Source organism: Candidatus Frankia alpina (assembly GCF_902806485.1).
In the GTDB taxonomy this organism is placed as follows: Bacteria; Actinomycetota; Actinomycetes; order Frankiales; family Frankiaceae; genus Frankia; species Frankia alpina.
Genome location: NZ_CADCWT010000604.1, coordinates 1 through 377, shown reverse-complemented (window position 1 = coordinate 377; position 377 = coordinate 1). Strand labels below are relative to the sequence as shown.

Here is a 377-nt window from a genome sequence, read left to right as displayed (position 1 = left end):
GACCGAAGCCTGCCGGAGTGCTGGCTACTCGCCGAGTGGCCGCCCGGCCAGGCCGAACCCACCGACTACTGGCTGTCGACCCTGCCCGCCGACGTCGGCCTGCGCCAGCTCGTCCGCCTCGCGAAAATGCGCTGGCGGATCGAGCACGACTACCGCGAGCTCAAGGACGGCCTCGGTCTGGACCACTTCGAAGGACGGTCCTGGACCGGCTGGCACCGCCACGTCACCCTCACCTGCCTGGCCCAGGCACTGTGCACCCAGTTACCACGCTCCCCAAAAGCCCCTGCGCCGGCCTGACTCTCTACGGAGTCCTCCGATTCCTCCAGACCCTGCTCAACGTCTGGACCAGCGCCTGCCGCACCTGCTGCCACTCCTAC

At 68.7% G+C, this 377-nt stretch carries 1 protein-coding gene; it reads left to right on the top strand.

The window, feature by feature from the left end; genetic code table 11:
• The coding region (locus G6R25_RS24680) for a transposase (RefSeq protein ID WP_163554719.1) at nt 1-297 on the top strand (297 nt) is incomplete at its 5' end.
• Nucleotides 298-377: the final 80 nt, after the last annotated feature.